The organism is Pseudorhodoferax sp. LjRoot39, from assembly GCF_964253035.1.
Taxonomy (GTDB): Bacteria; Pseudomonadota; Gammaproteobacteria; order Burkholderiales; family Burkholderiaceae_C; genus Pseudorhodoferax.
In genome coordinates, this window is the sequence record NZ_CAXUQL020000001.1 from 4500453 (window position 1) to 4514228 (window position 13776).

At 68.6% G+C, this 13776-nt stretch carries 11 protein-coding genes; 8 read left to right on the forward strand and 3 right to left on the reverse strand.

Features of this window, described 5'->3' with window-relative positions; genetic code table 11:
• Window positions 1-81 precede the first annotated feature (81 nt).
• From ACSQ4M_RS20890 to ACSQ4M_RS20915, 6 genes are all read left to right on the forward strand, one after another.
• On the forward strand, window positions 82-1992 hold the full coding sequence (locus ACSQ4M_RS20890) for a propionate--CoA ligase (protein ID WP_436191336.1): 1911 nt from the start codon (window positions 82-84) through the stop codon (window positions 1990-1992).
• A gap of 194 nt (window positions 1993-2186) precedes the next feature.
• Entirely contained in the window at window positions 2187-5069 is a 2883-nt protein-coding gene (locus ACSQ4M_RS20895) for a 2-oxoglutarate dehydrogenase E1 component (RefSeq protein WP_436191337.1), read from the forward strand.
• 36 nt (window positions 5070-5105) lie between these two features.
• Window positions 5106-6377 (forward strand): 2-oxoglutarate dehydrogenase complex dihydrolipoyllysine-residue succinyltransferase, encoded by a 1272-nt coding sequence (odhB, locus tag ACSQ4M_RS20900; protein ID WP_436191338.1) that lies wholly within the window; start codon window positions 5106-5108, stop codon window positions 6375-6377.
• Window positions 6378-6445: 68 nt separating this feature from the next.
• Window positions 6446-7873, forward strand: coding sequence for a dihydrolipoyl dehydrogenase (gene lpdA / locus ACSQ4M_RS20905; protein WP_436191339.1), 1428 nt, complete (start codon window positions 6446-6448; stop codon window positions 7871-7873).
• Window positions 7874-7876: 3 nt separating this feature from the next.
• Window positions 7877-8980 carry a cell division protein ZapE gene (gene zapE, locus ACSQ4M_RS20910; protein WP_436191340.1) on the forward strand — a complete coding sequence of 368 codons (1104 nt, stop codon included), beginning with the start codon at window positions 7877-7879 and terminating at the stop codon, window positions 8978-8980.
• A complete protein-coding gene (locus ACSQ4M_RS20915) occupies window positions 8977-9639 on the forward strand; it encodes a hypothetical protein (RefSeq protein WP_436191341.1) in 663 nt (220 codons plus the stop codon). The genes zapE and ACSQ4M_RS20915 overlap by 4 nt, the downstream gene beginning before the upstream one ends.
• Window positions 9640-9645: 6 nt before the next feature.
• Here ACSQ4M_RS20915 and ACSQ4M_RS20920 read toward each other — a convergent pair whose 3' ends face one another.
• The 3 genes from ACSQ4M_RS20920 to ACSQ4M_RS20930 all read right to left on the reverse strand — a co-directional run bounded on the left by ACSQ4M_RS20920 (window position 9646) and on the right by ACSQ4M_RS20930 (window position 12200).
• Window positions 9646-10050, reverse strand: a complete 405-nt coding sequence (locus ACSQ4M_RS20920; protein ID WP_436191342.1) for an RNA-binding protein — start codon at window positions 10048-10050, stop codon at window positions 9646-9648.
• Window positions 10051-10138: 88 nt separating this feature from the next.
• A complete protein-coding gene (locus ACSQ4M_RS20925) occupies window positions 10139-11941 on the reverse strand; it encodes a M14 family metallopeptidase (protein ID WP_436191343.1) in 1803 nt (600 codons plus the stop codon).
• Between the two features lie 19 nt (window positions 11942-11960).
• Complete coding sequence (locus ACSQ4M_RS20930; RefSeq protein WP_436191344.1) at window positions 11961-12200, reverse strand: hypothetical protein; 240 nt, start codon at window positions 12198-12200, stop codon at window positions 11961-11963.
• A gap of 94 nt (window positions 12201-12294) precedes the next feature.
• Between ACSQ4M_RS20930 and ACSQ4M_RS20935 the strand changes: the two genes are divergently transcribed.
• A complete protein-coding gene (locus ACSQ4M_RS20935; protein WP_436191345.1) occupies window positions 12295-13026 on the forward strand; it encodes a hypothetical protein in 732 nt (243 codons plus the stop codon).
• A gap of 86 nt (window positions 13027-13112) precedes the next feature.
• Window positions 13113-13706: a DUF2242 domain-containing protein gene (locus ACSQ4M_RS20940; RefSeq protein WP_436191346.1), complete on the forward strand. Its 594-nt coding sequence runs from the start codon at window positions 13113-13115 to the stop codon at window positions 13704-13706.
• Window positions 13707-13776 lie beyond the last annotated feature (70 nt).

Below are 13776 nucleotides of genomic sequence, written 5' to 3' on the forward strand. Positions count from 1 at the left end.
CCGAGTGCAACACCCGATTGCGTGGGCGCAGCCGCTGCGGGCATGCTGCGCGCGCCCGCCATTCCACCAAGCTGAGGAAACATGTCCGCCTACGCAGAGTTCTACCGCCGCTCGCTCGAAGACCGCGATGCCTTCTGGGCCGAGCAAGCCCGGCTCATCGACTGGCAGCAGGCGCCGCAGACCATCTGCGACGACAGCCGCGCGCCGTTCACCAGCTGGTTCGCGGGCGGCACGACCAACCTGTGCCACAACGCCGTGGACCGGCACCTGGCCACGCGCGCCGACCAGGCCGCGCTGATCCATGTCTCGACCGAGACCGGCGTGGAGAAGACCTACAGCTTCGCCGAGTTGCATGCCGAGGTGCAGCGCATGGCGGCGGCACTGCTGGCTCTGGGTGTGGGGCAGGGCGACCGCGTGCAGATCTACATGCCCATGGTGCCCGAGGCCGTGTTCGCGATGCTGGCCTGCGCGCGCATCGGCGCCATCCACTCGGTGGTGTTCGGCGGCTTCGCCTCGGGCTCGCTGGCCTCGCGCATCGAGGATGCGGAGCCGCGCGTGATCGTCAGCGCCGACGCCGGTTCGCGCGGCGGCAAGGTGATCCCCTACAAGCCGCTGCTGGACGAGGCCATCCGCCTGTCGCGCCACAAGCCGCCTGCCGTGCTGTTGGTCGACCGCGGCCTGGCGCCGATGGAGCGCACCGCGGACCGCGACCACGACTACGCCCAGCTGCGCCAGCAACACCTGGACACCGTCGTGCCGTGCGCCTGGGTCGATGCCACGCACACCAGCTACACGCTGTACACCAGCGGCACCACGGGCAAGCCCAAGGGCGTGCAGCGCGACACCGGTGGCTACGCCGTGGCGCTGGCCGCCAGCCTGCCGCACATCTTCATGGGCAAGCCGGGCGAGACCTTCTTCTGCACCAGCGACATCGGCTGGGTCGTGGGCCACAGCTACATCGTCTACGGCCCGCTGATCGGCGGCATGGCCACCATCCTGTACGAAGGCCTGCCCACGCGCGGCCTGGACGGCGGCAACGACCCCGGCATCTGGTGGTCGTTGGTCGAGAAATACAAGGCCACGGTGATGTTCAGCGCGCCCACCGCCGTGCGCGTGCTCAAGAAGCAGGACCCGGCGTACCTGCAGAAGTACGACGTCTCCAGCCTCAAGGCGCTGTTCCTCGCCGGTGAGCCGCTGGACGAGCCCACGGGCCGCTGGATCGCCGATGCGCTGGGCGTGCCCATCATCGACAACTACTGGCAGACCGAGACCGGCTGGCCGCTCATGACGGTGGCCAACGGCGTGGAGAAGAAACCCAGCAAGTTCGGCAGCCCCGGCGTGCCCATGTACGGCTTCGACGTGCGCCTGCTCGACGAGGCCACGGGCGAGGAATTGAAAGGCCCCGACCAGAAGGGCGTGCTCGTCATCCAGGGCCCGACGCCGCCAGGCTTCATGCAGACCGTGTGGCGCGACGACGCGCGCTTCGTGAAGACCTACTGGGACAGCATCCCTGGCAAGCGTGTCTACAGCAGCTTCGACTGGGGCGTGCGCGATGCCGATGGCTACTACTACATCCTGGGCCGCACCGACGACGTGATCAACGTGGCCGGCCACCGCCTGGGCACGCGCGAGATCGAGGAGAGCATCTCCGGCCACCCGAATGTCGCCGAGGTGGCTGTGGTGGGTGTGGCCGACGCGCTCAAAGGCCAGGTGGCGATGGCCTTCGTCGTCGCGCGCGATGCGAGCGGGCTCGGCGACGAGGCGGCAAGACTCAGGCTCGAAGGCGAGATCATGAAGGTGGTCGACGGCCAGCTCGGCGCGCTGGCCAGGCCTGCACGCGTGCAGTTCGTCGGCGTGCTGCCCAAGACGCGCAGCGGCAAGCTGCTGCGCCGCGCGATCCAGGCCGTCTGCGAAGGCCGCGACACAGGCGACCTCACGACCATGGAAGACCCCGGCGCACTGCAGCAGATCCGCGACCTGGTCGGCCGCTGAGACCTCCCCGTGCGCGTGAGATCGGCGCAACAGCCGCGGCCCTCGGCCACGGCCTGGTGCGGATGGTGTGATAATCGCGCGCCGAACTTAGGCCCTTCCCCAGCCACAGTCGCATCCGCCAACCGGTTCAGCCGTGCCGCGGAAGGTAATGCAAACCAGCTAATGTTCCCCAGAGGGGAACGGAGGTCAGCGCAATGAGTGCAACGCCACCGTCGATCTACACGGCGTACTTGAACAACACCTATCTCTTCGGGGGCAACGCGCCCTATGTCGAAGAGCTCTACGAGAACTACCTCGCCAACCCGGGCAGCGTGCCCGACAACTGGCGCGAGTACTTCGATGCGCTGCAGCATGTGCCGGCCGTGGATGGCTCCAACATGCGCGACGTGCCGCATCTGCCGGTGGTCAACGCTTTTGCCGAGCGCGCCAAGCAGGGCCAGACCACTGTCGTGGTGGCCAGCGGCGCCGATTCGGAGATGGGCCGCAAGCGCACCGCCGTGCAGCAGCTCATCGCCGCCTACCGCAACGTGGGCGCACGCTGGGCCGACCTGGACCCCCTGAAGCGCGACGTGCGCGACGACATTCCCGAACTGGAACTGTCGTTCTACGGCTTCTCCGACGCCGATCAGGAAATCGTCTTCAACACCAGCAACACGTTCTTCGGCAAGGACACGATGTCCCTGCGCGACCTGACGAACGCGCTGCGCGAGACCTACTGCGGCACCATCGGCGCCGAGTACATGTACGCCACCAGCCAGACCGAGAAGCGCTGGTGGCAGCAGAGGCTGGAAACCATCCGCAGCAAGCCCAGCTTCGACGCCCAGAAGAAGAAGGACATCCTGGACCGCCTGACCGCGGCCGAGGGTCTGGAGCGCTTCCTGCACACCAAGTACGTGGGCCAGAAGCGCTTCTCGCTGGAAGGCGGCGAAAGCTTCATCGCCTCCATGGACGAGCTGGTGCAGGAAGCCGGCAAGCGCGGCGTGCAGGAAGTCGTGATCGGCATGGCCCACCGTGGCCGCCTGAACGTGCTGGTCAACATCCTCGGAAAGCTGCCGGCCGACCTGTTCGCCGAGTTCGACCACACCGCGCCCGAAGACCTGCCCTCCGGTGACGTGAAGTACCACCAGGGCTTCTCCAGCGACGTGTCCACGCCGGGCGGCCCGGTCCATCTGTCGCTCGCGTTCAACCCCTCGCACCTGGAAATCGTCAACCCCGTGGTCGAAGGCTCGGTCAAGGCCCGCCTGGACCGCCGCGGCGACATCGAAGGCGACACCGTGCTGCCCGTGCTGGTGCACGGCGACGCGGCCTTCGCCGGCCAGGGCGTGATCATGGAAACGCTGGCACTGGCGCAGACGCGCGGCTACTACACCGGCGGCACGGTCCACATCGTCATCAACAACCAGATCGGCTTTACCACCAGCGACCCGCGCGACAGCCGCTCCACGCTGTACTGCACCGACGTCGTCAAGATGATCGAGGCACCGGTGCTGCACGTGAACGGCGACGATCCAGAAGCCGTGGTGCTGGCCACCCAGCTCGCACTGGATTACCGCCAGGAGTTCAACAAGGACGTGGTCGTCGACATCGTCTGCTTCCGCAAGCTGGGCCACAACGAGCAGGACACGCCCAGCCTGACGCAGCCGCTGATGTACAAGAAGATCGCGGCCCACCCCGGCACGCGCAAGCTGTACGCCGACAAGCTGGCCGCGCAGGGCCTGGGCGACACGCTAGGCGACGACATGGCCCGCGCCTACCGCGCCGCCATGGACGCCGGCAAGCACGCCGAAGACATCACGATCAGCAACTTCAAGAGCAAGTACGCGGTCGACTGGGCGCCGTTCCTGAACAAGCGCTGGACCGATGCCGGCGACACCGCGATTCCGCTGACCGAGTGGAAGCGCCTGGCCGAGCGCATCACGACCATTCCGGACAGCGTCACGCCGCACCAGCTGGTCAAGAAGGTCTATGCCGACCGCGCCGCCATGGGCCGTGGCGAGATCAACGTGGACTGGGGCATGGGCGAGCACATGGCCTTCGCCTCGCTGGTGGCCAGCGGCTACCCGGTGCGCCTGTCGGGCGAGGACTGCGGCCGCGGCACCTTCACGCACCGCCACGCCGTGATCCATGACCAGAACCGCGAGAAGTGGGACACCGGCACCTACACGCCGCTGCACCACGCGGCCGATGGCCAGGCGCCCTTCGTCGTGATCGACTCCATCCTGTCCGAAGAGGCGGTGCTGGGCTTCGAATACGGCTATGCCTCCAACGATCCCAACACGCTGGTGATCTGGGAAGCCCAGTTCGGCGACTTCGTCAACGGCGCCCAGGTCGTGATCGACCAGTTCATCGCCTCCGGCGAGGTCAAGTGGGGCCGCGTCAACGGCATCACGCTGATGCTGCCGCATGGCTACGAAGGCCAGGGCCCCGAGCACAGCTCGGCCCGCCTGGAGCGCTTCATGCAGTTGGCTGCCGACACCAACATGCAGATCGTGCAGCCGACCACGGCCAGCCAGATCTTCCATGTGCTGCGCCGCCAGCAGGTCCGCAACCTGCGCAAGCCGCTGATCATCATGACGCCCAAGTCGCTGCTGCGGAACAAGGACGCGACCTCGCCTTTGAGCGAGTTCACCAAGGGCACGTTCCAGACCGTCATCCCGGACCAGAGCGAAGCCGTGGCCAAGAACGCGGCCAAGGTCAAGCGCGTGATCGCCTGCTCGGGCAAGGTCTACTACGACCTGGTCAAGAAGCGCGAGGAGCGCGGCTCCGACGACGTGGCCGTCATCCGCGTCGAGCAGCTCTATCCGTTCCCGCACAAGGCTTTCGCCACCGAACTCAAGAAGTACCCGAACCTGGTGGACGTGGTGTGGTGCCAGGACGAACCGCAGAACCAGGGCGCCTGGTTCTTCGTGCAGCACTACATCCACGAAAACATGAGCGAAGGCCAGAAGCTCGGCTATGCCGGCCGCGCCGCCTCGGCTTCTCCTGCAGTGGGCTACGCCCACCTGCACCAGGAGCAGCAAAAGGCCCTCGTGGATGCCGCATTTGCCAAGCTCAAGGGCTTCGTGCTGACCAAGTGACAAGCAGTCTGAACAGAACAAACCGGAAATAAGAACATGGCGATCGTTGAAGTGAAGGTTCCGCAACTGTCGGAATCGGTGGCAGAAGCCACCATGCTGCAGTGGAAGAAGAAGGCCGGCGAGGCCGTGGCCATCGATGAGATCCTGATCGAGATCGAGACCGACAAGGTCGTGCTCGAAGTGCCGGCGCCCGCCGCCGGCGTGCTGGCCGAGATCGTGCAAGGCGACGGTGCCACCGTCGTGGCCGACCAGCTGATCGCGAAGATCGACACCGAAGGCAAGGCCGGCGCCGCTGCGCCCGCACCGGCTGCTGCGGCAGCCGCTCCCGCGCCGGCCGCTGCCAGCGCTCCTGCGGCAGCTCCCGCCGTCGGCGGCAGCAAGGGCGACGTGGCCATGCCGGCCGCCGCCAAGCTGCTGGCCGAGAACAATCTGTCGGCCGGCGACGTGGCCGGCACCGGCAAGGACGGCCGCGTGACCAAGGGTGACGTGCTGGGTGCCGTGGCCGGCGGTGCCAAGCCCGCCGTGGCCGCACCCGTGGCGATCCCGACCGGCGCACCGAAGAGCGTGCTGCCGCAGGTCGCCGCCCCCGCGGCACCGAACCTGGGCGACCGCCCCGAGCAGCGCGTGCCCATGAGCCGCCTGCGCGCCCGCGTCGCCGAGCGCCTGCTGCAGTCGCAGTCGACCAACGCCATCCTGACGACCTTCAACGAAGTCAACATGGCCCCGGTCATGGAGATGCGCAAGAAGTTCCAGGACCAGTTCACCAAGGAACACGGTGTCAAGATCGGCTTCATGAGCTTCTTCGTGAAGGCGGCCGTTCATGCGCTCAAGAAGTACCCGGTGCTCAACGCCTCGGTCGACGGCAACGACATCGTCTACCACGGCTACTTCGACATCGGCATCGCGGTCGGTTCGCCGCGCGGCCTGGTGGTGCCCATCCTGCGCAATGCAGACCAGATGAGCTTCGCCGCCATCGAGAAGAAGATCGCGGAGTACGGCAAGAAGGCCGCCGACGGCAAGCTGGGCATCGAAGAGATGACCGGCGGCACCTTCTCGATCTCCAACGGCGGCACCTTCGGCTCCATGCTGTCCACGCCCATCATCAACCCGCCGCAGTCGGCCATCCTGGGCGTGCACGCGACCAAGGACCGCGCGGTGGTGGAGAACGGCCAGATCGTGGTCCGCCCGATGAACTACCTGGCCATGAGCTACGACCACCGCATCATCGACGGCCGCGAAGCCGTGCTGGGCCTGGTCGCCATGAAGGAAGCGCTGGAAGATCCCTCGCGCCTGCTGTTCGACATCTGACCGCAGCCAGCCTCCAGCAACGCCCCGCCCTCGGGGCGTTGTTCCATTGAATTCAGGAATTTCTCACCATGTCCCAAGCATTTGACGTCGTCGTCATCGGCGGCGGCCCCGGCGGCTACATCGCCGCGATCCGCGCCGCGCAACTCGGTTTCCAGGTCGCCTGCATCGACGAGTGGAAGAACGGCAAGGGCGGCCCGGCCCCGGGCGGCACCTGCACCAACGTGGGCTGCATTCCCTCCAAGGCGCTGCTGCAATCCTCCGAGCACTTCGAGCACGCCAACAAGCACTTTGCCGACCATGGCATCACGGCATCCGACGTCAAGATCGACGTGGCCAAGATGCTGGCGCGCAAGGACACCGTCGTGAAGCAGAACAACGACGGCATCCTGTACCTGTTCAAGAAGAACAAGGTCACCTTCTTCCACGGCCGCGGCTCCTTCGCCAAGGCGGAAGGCGGCGTCTACGAGATCAAGGTCGCGGGCGCCAAGGAAGAAGCCATCACCGGCAAGCACATCATCCTGGCCACGGGCTCGAACGCCCGCGCGCTGCCGGGCGTGCCCTTCGACGAAGAGACCGTGCTGTCCAACGACGGCGCGCTGCGCGTCGGTGCCGTGCCCAAGAAGCTGGCGCTGATCGGCTCCGGCGTGATCGGTCTGGAGATGGGCTCGGTCTGGCGCCGCCTGGGCGCCGACGTCACCATCCTCGAAGGCCTGCCGACCTTCCTGGGCGCGGTCGACGAGCAGATCGCCAAGGAAGCCAAGAAGGCCTTCGACAAGCAGGGCCTGAAGATCGAGCTGGGCGTGAAGGTCGGCGAGGTCAAGGCCGGCAAGGCGGGCGTCTCGGTGGCCTACACCAACGCCAAGGGCGAAGCCCAGAGCCTGGACGTGGACAAGCTGATCGTCTCGATCGGCCGCGTGCCCAACACCATCGGCCTGAACGGCGAGGCCGTGGGCCTCAAGCTCGACGAGCGCGGCGCCATCGTGGTGGACGACGACTGCAAGACCAGCCTCGCCAACGTCTGGGCCATCGGCGACGTGGTGCGCGGCCCGATGCTGGCGCACAAGGCCGAGGAAGAAGGCGTGGCCGTGGCCGAGCGCATCGCCGGCCAGCACGGGCATGTCAACTTCAACACCGTGCCCTGGGTCATCTACACCAGCCCCGAGATCGCCTGGGTCGGCCGTACCGAGCAGCAGCTCAAGGCAGACGGCGTCGCCTACAAGGCCGGCACCTTCCCGTTCCTGGCCAACGGCCGCGCCCGCGCGCTGGGCGACACCACGGGCATGGTCAAGTTCCTGGCCGACGCCAAGACCGACGAGATCCTGGGCGTGCACATGGTGGGCCCGCAGGTCAGCGAGCTGATCTCCGAAGCCGTGGTGGCGATGGAGTTCAAGGCCAGCGCCGAAGACATCGCGCGCATCTGCCATGCGCATCCCTCGCTGTCCGAAGCGACCAAGGAAGCCGCGCTGGCGGTGGACAAGCGCACGCTGAACTTCTGACGCATGACGGGACCCGTCCGGGCGGCCTACGACGCGGAGCTGGCCGCCCGCGGCTACCAGAGCGACCCCGCGCAGCTGCGCGCGGTGGCCGCGCTGGAGCGTTGCGCCGCCGAGTGGGCGGCGTACAAGGACAAGCGCTCCAACGCATTCAAGAAGCTGATCCACCGCCTGCCCATCCCCAAGGGCGTCTACATGTACGGCGGGGTGGGGCGCGGCAAGAGCTTCCTGATGGACTGCTTCTTCAACGCCGTGCCGATCAAGCGCAAGACGCGGCTGCACTTCCACGAGTTCATGCGCGAGGTGCACCGCGAGCTGGTGGACCTGCAGGGCACGGTGAACCCGCTGGACGAACTCGGCCGGCGCATCTCCAAGCGCTACAAGCTGATCTGCTTCGATGAGTTCCACGTCGCCGACATCACCGACGCGATGATCCTGCACCGGCTGCTGCAGTCGCTGTTCGACAACGACGTGGGCTTCGTCACCACGTCCAACTTCATTCCCGATGGGCTGTACCCGGACGGCCTGCACCGCGACCGCATCCTGCCCGCCATCGCGCTCCTGAACGCGCAGATGGAGGTGGTCAACGTGGACAACGGCACGGACTACCGGCGCCGCACCATGGAGCAGGTCAAGCTCTACCACACACCGCTCGGCCCCGAGGCCGATGCGCAGATGACGGAGGCGTTCAACCGCCTGGCCGACCACAGCGACGAGGATCCGCTGCTGCACATCGAGGCACGCGAGATCCGCGCCCGGCGCAAGGCGGGCGGCGTGGTCTGGTTCGACTTCCGCACGCTGTGCGGCGGCCCGCGCTCGCAGAACGACTACCTGGAACTGGCCAGCCGCTTCCACACGGTGCTGCTGTCCGACGTGCCGGCCATGCCGGTGCGCATGGCGTCCGAGGCGCGGCGCTTCACCTGGCTCGTGGATGTGCTGTACGACCGGCGCGTCAAGCTGATCATGTCGGCCGCCACGCCACCCGAGGAGCTGTATACCGAAGGCCCTCTGGCGCACGAGTTTCCGCGAACCGTGTCACGCTTGAACGAAATGCAGTCCGTCGAATTCCTCGCGCTCGAGCACCGCACCGTGGACACGGGGCTCACATGAAGGCCGCACGCCTGTGCGCCGGCCTGGCGCTGCTCTGGGCTGCGCAAGCCTGGGGCCAGAGTTCCACTGCGGTGAGCCCGGAGCAACTGGCGGCCGAGCGTGCGCGCATCGCCAGCGAGCGCGCGGCCATCGCCACACGCTTCGCCGCGGAAGAGCGCGCCTGCCACCAGCGCTTTGCGGTCACCGACTGTCTGAACCGCAACCTGGCCTGGCAACGCGCGGCCCTGGCCGACCTGCGGCGCCAGGAAATCGCGCTCAACGATGGCGAGCGGCACCGGCGCGCGGCCGAGCGCCTCGACAGCCTCGAAGAGAAGAGCCGCGCGAGTACGGCAGACCAGGCCGAGCGGCCCGTGGCCGATCCGCGCACGCCCCATGTGGCATCGCAGCCCGGTGGCGGCAAGCTGCCGAAGGCCGGCGCGCCCGCATCGCGCGTACCCGACCAGGCCGCCATCCGCCAGCACCAGGAACGCATGCAGCACAAGCAGGAGCGCCATGCCGAGGCCGAGGTCCAGCGCGCCGAGAAGGCCGCGCAGGGCGAGGACGAGGCTCGTCGCAACGCCGCGCGCGTGCGCCAGGCCGAGGAACGCAAGGCCAGCGTGCTGCGGCGCAACGCGGCCGAACCCAGCAAGGCCCGGGCGCTGCCCGACCCTGCGCCCTGAGTCGCTTCAGGCCAGGTCTTCGATCACGAGCCGGCGGTACTTCTCGGCGAACGAGAAGGGCGCCTGGCGCACCACGCGCATGACCGCCTCGGTGTCGTCGGCGTCTGGCGCATGCACCATGACAGCCCAGTGGCCCTGGCCTGCCAGCGCAGCGTATTGGCGCACGGTGGCAGCTTCGGTGCCTGCCGAGGGCAGGGGGATGTCGGCGCTGCCCACGGTCCGGACCACCTGTTCCAGGATCTGCTGTGGCGACAGCAGCATGACCGGCTTTTCCGACAGGCTGTCGCGCTCCAGTGCCTCGGCGGTGCTGCGGGCATCCTGCTCGGTGGGAAACATCGCGAACACGTAGCCGGTGGGATAGAAGACGCCAGCCAGCGTGAGCATGTCTGGGTCAAGTGCGAAGGCATGCATGTGGAACTCCTTGTGGTGTTCCTGCCATTGCAGCCCACACCGGGTACCGCCGCTGTCGGCCGCTGCGGCTGCCCGGTGTAGGACGCGCTCAGAGGCTGCCGGCCGGCAGCGGCTCCAGGCGCATCGTGGGCTCGCCGACCACACGGGCCTGGCTCTGCAGCGCATCGACCACGCGGTTGGCGAAAAAGCTGTTCTGCGTGTCCGGCTCCAGCGCGGCCACGACCAGGTTGGCCAGGGGCTGAGACAAGGGTACGTAGTAGCTGCCCATGGGCGTGTCGAGCACACCGCGGGCCAGCGCCACCTCCACCTGCACGATGGGCGCGGCGTCGGCGATGGCGCCGCGCACGTCGCTGCGCTCGCCGCTGGTGCGTGCGGTCTCGCGGTAGCTCTCGCCCAACACGGCACCGGGTTCGGCCACGCGCATGACCTGCACGCCGAGTTGCTGCAGGCGCTCCACGGCCTGGGTCGCGGCGGCCGCCAACCAGTAGCCGCAGGGGCGGCCACGGGTCTTGAGCGGGCGCAGCTCGAGCGCGGAATTCCAGTCCACGTCGATGGAGCGGTCGGCGCCTGTGGCCGGGTCCAGCATCACGAGCGCGCGGCGCTGCGGCGTCGGGCCCGCGCTGGTCACCATCTCGCCGCGGCAGGCGTTGCCGGCAGCCTCGCGGTCCATGTAGGAGCGCACCTTGCCGAGGTCTTCGGCGCGTTGCGAGGCGCTTTGCAGCACGCTGGTCAGCGCCACCACCTGGGTGTGCACGCGGCGCTGGATGTGCAGCCGGCCGATGCCCACGCCGCGCGTCTCCAGCAGCAGGCTGACCGAATTGCGCAGGCCGAAGACATTGCGGCCGGTGTCGGGCTGGGTGCCGCCCATTGAGATGCGCAGGTCGTTCGGATCGGTCGAGGTGGTGTAGTACCACTCGTTGGACAGGCCCTCGCGGTTCAGCGCGGCCACCAGCGGGCGGCGGAACCACTCCTCGGAGGCACGCGGCATGAACTCGGACAGGTTGGCCGTGGTGGCGTACTGCAGCAGCGCGTCGAACTTCTGGATGGCACCGAACTTCTCGAGAAAGCGGCCGACCACGGTGTACTCGTGCGCGTCCACGGTCACGGCGGGCTGGTAGTCGCGCTGCAGGCGGGCCAGCGCGCGTGCCTCGGGCGTGCGCAGCAGCAGGTGGTCGCGGTTCATGTCGATGCCGCCGGCCGTCACGCGCTTGCCGGCAGCTGCGCCATCGGGATTGGCGCGCGGCAACAGCACCACGTTGATGCGGTCCAGCAGCGGCTCGAGCCGGCCCCGGGCCAGCTCACGCGCGAGCACCAGCAGGGCCTCGGCCGGGGCCGGTTCGTCGCCATGCTGCTGGCCCACCAGGAGCACCGTGGGCTTGCCACTGGCCAGCAGCGCCGCCGGGTCGGTCGATGCTGCGCGTGTGAGCACCAGGGCCTCGAGCGGCGTGCCGCTCTGCGAGGCGCCCAGGCCGAGCAGGCCGATGCGGCTGCGGCCACCGCCCGCGGCCGCCAGGTCGCGCAGCCAGCCAGAGATCTCGCTGTTGCTGCTGAACTGGTCGCGGCCGCTGGCCAGGCCCGGCGTCTGGTAGACGGTGGACGGGTCGGGGAAGCGCGCGGCGACCTCGGGGCCGTAGGGGGCCGCGGCAGCTTCGGCAGGCGCTGCCGCACTGGCGGCGCCCGGTGGCGGCACGGCTGCGACGATGACGGCCTGCGCCGGGCTCGCCGCCGCGGGCGCACTGGCGGCAGCGCTGCCCATGTTGACGACGGCCGGCGCCGTGCGTGCAGCCGCGCGGTCGGAGGGCCAGGGCGGCAGGGGCGTGCTGCCACAGGCGGCGAGCAGCGCGAGCGCGGCCGGGGCCAGCGCGCGCAGGACATGGGGACGAAGCTTCATGGGGCGTCGGGCAGGGGGGTCAATACTGGCTCTGGCTGGGCGGTGCCAGCACCGCCATCAGCGCCTCGGCGGTGACTTCGAAGGACAGCAGCTTGCGCTCGGTGCCAGGCAGCGAGGCCAGCAGTTCGCGCGTGTTGTCCAGTTCATGGCGCAGGCCCTTGATGGCGTCGAGATCGCCCCGATGCGGTGCCAGCAGCAGCTTGACTGCCGCCAGCAGGGCCAGCTGCGAGCCGGCGGAATCATCAGGGTTCAGGGGCATGGAGGTCTCCGTCGCTGGATGCGTGAGGCGCACAGTATGCCTCGCATGTTTTTCCGGCCGGCCAAGGGCACAATGCCGCTCCGATCGAAGCTCCATGGGACCCGTCGCCGCGCTCTCTCGCCCGCACGCCCGCCGTCTGCGCGAGGTCTACCGTTCCGCCGGCTGGCCCTGGCAGGACGTGGTGGAACTCGAACTGCTGGCGCTGGGCCTGCTCGAGCGCCTGCACGCCGACGGGCGCGACAGCGTGCGCCTGACGGAGGCCGGCATCCAGGCCGTGGCGCAGGCGGCGGTGCGCAACCAGCGGGCGCGTTCGGCGCACGAGGCGTTGGTCGAGCGCGTCGCGCGCGAGCAGGGGCGGGCCGGCCGCATCGCCTGGCGCGGGCTTGCCCTGCGCGCGCTGCTGCCGGCAGCGACGGATGGTGCGGCGCCCAGCTGGTGCGTGGCGTGTCCGGACGTGTTCTCGATCCGCAACACCTCGGTGGCCAGCTATGTCGAGCCCGTGGTGCACGAGATCAAGGTCAGCCGCGCCGACCTGCTCGGCGACCTGCGCAAACCGGCCAAGCGCCAGGCCTACCTGGACCTGGGAGGCCAGTGCTGGTATGTGCTGGGCCGCGACGCGCGTGGGCGTGCGATCGGCGATGCGGATGACGTGCCGGCCGAATGCGGCGTGCTGCTGCAGCAGGAGGACGGCCAGCTCAGCGTGCAGCGCAATGCCCAGCGGCGCGAGCGCCTGGCCTTGCCTTTCCACGTCTGGATGGCGCTGGCCCGCGCCACGCCCTGCGCCGGCCTGGACGAGGATGCCCAGCAGGCGCTGCGCGCCGGCTGATGCAAGTCCCTGCTGCGTGTGCGGTGCGCGGGAACTTCCTGCCATGGGCGTGGCCTACACTTTCGCGCAGCCCGCTTCCCAACGACATGATCCACCGGCCCTCCCGCATCCTCGCCCTCGGCGCGCTGTCGCTCGCGCTGCTCAGCGGCTGCCAGCTGCCACGGCAGAAGCTGGCGCCCCAGGAGCATTTCGATTCGAGTTCGACCTATTCGCGCAGCTTCGGCGCCACGCCCGCGGAAACCTGCGAGGCCGCGCGCCGTGCGCTGCTCAGCCAGGGCTACCTGATCAACACCTCGACCAAGGACCTGGTGGACGGCCGCAAGAACTTTCAGCCGGGCGTGGACACCCATGTGCAGATGGAGATCCGCGTCGTCTGCGCACCCGAGACGCGCAGCGGCAAGAGCACGCTGGGCTTCGTCACCGCGCAGCAGGACCGGTTCTCGCTCAAGAAAAGCGCCACGGCGGCCAGCCTGGGCGTGGGCGCGGTGGGCTCGGTGTCGCTGCCGTTCGCAGCCAGCGACGATTCGCTGGTGCGCATCGGCAGCGAGACCATCGACGCCCAGGAGTTCTACGAGCGCCTGTTCCAGCTGATCAACCGCTTCCTGCTCGACGACGACGAGGAAGACCGGCAGCAGGAAGGCGGCGGCCGGCCGCCGCATCCGGACCAGCCGGCCGCGTGAGGCCGGTAGGCCGGCGCGAGACGCCGCTGTAGGGCGTTTTCCTACAGGGCGGACCGGCGAGGGAGACGCA

Bases quoted from the DNA above. Each gene is read 5' to 3' on its own strand.
- ACSQ4M_RS20890 (WP_436191336.1), top strand. From the start codon at position 82: ATGTCCGCCTACGCAGAGTTCTACCGCCGCTCGCTCGAAGACCGCGAT.
- ACSQ4M_RS20895 (WP_436191337.1), top strand. From the start codon at position 2,187: ATGAGTGCAACGCCACCGTCGATCTACACGGCGTACTTGAACAACACC.
- ACSQ4M_RS20930 (WP_436191344.1), bottom strand. From the start codon at position 12,200: ATGCCCCTGAACCCTGATGATTCCGCCGGCTCGCAGCTGGCCCTGCTG.
- ACSQ4M_RS20935 (WP_436191345.1), top strand. From the start codon at position 12,295: ATGGGACCCGTCGCCGCGCTCTCTCGCCCGCACGCCCGCCGTCTGCGC.
- ACSQ4M_RS20915 (WP_436191341.1), top strand. From the start codon at position 8,977: ATGAAGGCCGCACGCCTGTGCGCCGGCCTGGCGCTGCTCTGGGCTGCG.
- odhB (WP_436191338.1), top strand. From the start codon at position 5,106: ATGGCGATCGTTGAAGTGAAGGTTCCGCAACTGTCGGAATCGGTGGCA.
- zapE (WP_436191340.1), top strand. From the start codon at position 7,877: ATGACGGGACCCGTCCGGGCGGCCTACGACGCGGAGCTGGCCGCCCGC.
- ACSQ4M_RS20925 (WP_436191343.1), bottom strand. From the start codon at position 11,941: ATGAAGCTTCGTCCCCATGTCCTGCGCGCGCTGGCCCCGGCCGCGCTC.
- ACSQ4M_RS20940 (WP_436191346.1), top strand. From the start codon at position 13,113: ATGATCCACCGGCCCTCCCGCATCCTCGCCCTCGGCGCGCTGTCGCTC.
- lpdA (WP_436191339.1), top strand. From the start codon at position 6,446: ATGTCCCAAGCATTTGACGTCGTCGTCATCGGCGGCGGCCCCGGCGGC.
- ACSQ4M_RS20920 (WP_436191342.1), bottom strand. From the start codon at position 10,050: ATGCATGCCTTCGCACTTGACCCAGACATGCTCACGCTGGCTGGCGTC.